Below are 2,421 nucleotides of genomic sequence, written 5' to 3'. Positions count from 1 at the left end.
ACGGCCCGGACTTCGAGGCGGCCCTGGCCGACCGCGACACCGCCCGGCCGGTCGTCCTGATGGCGCACCAGCCCGTCGTCGCGCACGACGCCGCCCGCTACGGCGTCGATCTGCAGGTCTCCGGGCACACCCACGGCGGGCAGATGGTGCCCTTCAATTACCTGGTCGGAGTGGCACAGCCGGTGGTCTCCGGATTGGGCGACGTCGATGGCGTTCCGGTCTACGTCACCAACGGCGCCGGCTTCTGGGGACCGCCCGTGCGAGTCGGTGCGCCGCCGCAGGTCACGCTGATCGAGATGCGCGCGAAGTAGGGCAATCCATCAAGATCCATAACTGGCCTTGCGCGTGGCGGCGCGCGGGGCCCTCGGCGGGCATGACAGGATGCAGCGCGTGCCCTCGGACAGCGCAGGGTCCTCGGTCGCCGCGGACACATACGTCGCGGATCTGCACATCCACTCCCGGTTCTCCCGCGCCTGCAGCCGTGACCTGACACTGCCCAATCTGGCCTGGTGGGCTCGCCGCAAGGGCATCGCGTTGCTGGGCACCGGCGACTTCACGCATCCCGCGTGGTTCGACCATCTGCGCGACAGCTTGGAGCCGGCCGAGCACGGACTGTTCAAGTTGAGCGGTGCCGAGGAAGCCGAGATCACCAAGCGGTTGCCCGGCTCGTTGCAGGCGACGCCACCGGCGCGCTTCATGCTCAGCGTCGAGATCTCCACGATCTACAAGCGCGACGACCGCACCCGCAAGGTCCACCACCTGATCTACCTGCCCGATTTCGCGTCGGCCGCCCGCTTCAACACCGCGCTGGGCCGGATCGGCAACCTCACCGCCGACGGCCGCCCGATCCTCGGCCTCGACTCGCGCGACCTCCTCGAGATCGTGCTGGAGTCCAGCCCGGACGGATATCTCGTACCCGCGCACATCTGGACCCCGTGGTTCTCCGCCCTCGGCTCGAAGTCCGGGTTCGACGCGATCGCGGACTGCTACGCCGACCTGGCCGACCACATCACCGCCGTGGAGACCGGCCTCTCCTCCGACCCGGAGATGAACTGGCGCGTCTCCGGCCTGGACCGGTACCGCCTGGTGTCCAATTCGGACGCCCACTCGCCGGCCGCTCTGGCTCGCGAGGCGACCCTGTTCACCGGCGCCCCCGACTACGAGGCGGTGAAGAGCGGCCGCGGCCTCGCCGGGACGCTGGAGTTCTTCCCCGAAGAGGGCAAGTACCACGCGGACGGCCACCGGGCCTGTGGCGTCAACTGGGAGCCCGCCCGCACGCGGGAGCACGGCGGCCGCTGCCCCGAGTGCGGCAAGCCGCTGACCGTGGGCGTGCTGAGCCGCGTCGAGGATCTGGCCGACCGCGACGAGCCGCAGACCCGCCCATACCGGCCCGAGCACCTGATCCAGCTCCACCAGGTGCTCGGCGAGATCAACGGTGTCGGTGCGAAGTCGAAGACGGTCGACGCACAGCTCAACCACCTGGTCGCCACGCTCGGCCCGGAGCTGGACATCCTGCGGACCGTGCCGGTCGACGCGATCGGGCAGGCCGGCGGCGAGGACCTGCGCGAGGCGATCACCCGCCTGCGGCGGGGACAGGTGCGCCGGATCGCGGGGTACGACGGCGAGTACGGCATCATCACGCTCTTCGAGCCCGGGGAGCTGCGCAACCGGGCGAGCGCGCCGCAGGTCGAGACGCTGTTCGACATGCCGGACCTGCCGCAGCAGCGCAGGCCGGAGCCGGCGATCGGGCGGGCGAGCGTACCCAAGGTCAAGGACGTCAAGAGAAAGCCGCCGCCCCCACCCATCGCCCCGCCGCCCTCGCCGCATGAGCCCTTCGAGCCGATGCTGGCCGGCATGGAGGAGGTCGGGACCGGCCTGCTGGACCGGCTGGACGCGATGCAGCGGGTGGCCGCCTCGGCGCCGGGCGGGCCGCTGCTGATCGTCGCCGGTCCCGGCACGGGCAAGACCCGTACGCTCACTCACCGCATCGCCTACCTCTGCGCCGAGCTGGGCGTCTTTCCCGAGCGCTGCCTGGCCATCACCTTCACCCGGCGGGCGGCCGAGGAGCTGCGGGAGCGCCTCGACGCGCTGCTCGGCGACCGGGGTGAGGACATCACCGTCGGCACGTTCCACTCGCTCGGGCTGACCATCCTGCAGGAGAACGCGAAGCTCGCCGGGCTGCCGGCCAAGTGGCGGATCGCCGACGACACCGATCGCGATGTGGCACGTGCGCAGGCCGGCGACGACGACATGGCGTACCGGAAGCTGCTGCGGCAGCAGGATCTGGTGGACCTGGACGACCTGATCACGATGCCGGTGCAGCTGCTGCGCGACGAGCCGGCGCTGGTCGAGAAGTACCGGCGGCGCTGGCAGTGGATCTTCGTGGACGAGTATCAGGACGTCGACGAGCACCAGTACGAG

At 70.7% G+C, this 2,421-nt stretch carries 1 protein-coding gene and 1 pseudogene; both read left to right on the top strand.

The genetic code is table 11. The features are described from left to right. Positions 1–311, top strand: a pseudogene (locus AB0M20_RS38400) (metallophosphoesterase); the annotation flags it as partial. Positions 312–381: 70 nt separating this feature from the next. Further along, a partial coding sequence (locus tag AB0M20_RS38395; RefSeq protein ID WP_364305825.1) for a UvrD-helicase domain-containing protein occupies positions 382–2,421 on the top strand: 2,040 nt, incomplete at its 3' end.

The organism is Actinoplanes sp. NPDC051633 (assembly GCF_040681735.1).
Classification (GTDB): Bacteria; Actinomycetota; Actinomycetes; order Mycobacteriales; family Micromonosporaceae; genus Actinoplanes.
Note: the sequence above shows the minus strand (reverse complement) of the source record. Positions and strands in the feature narration are given on the sequence as shown.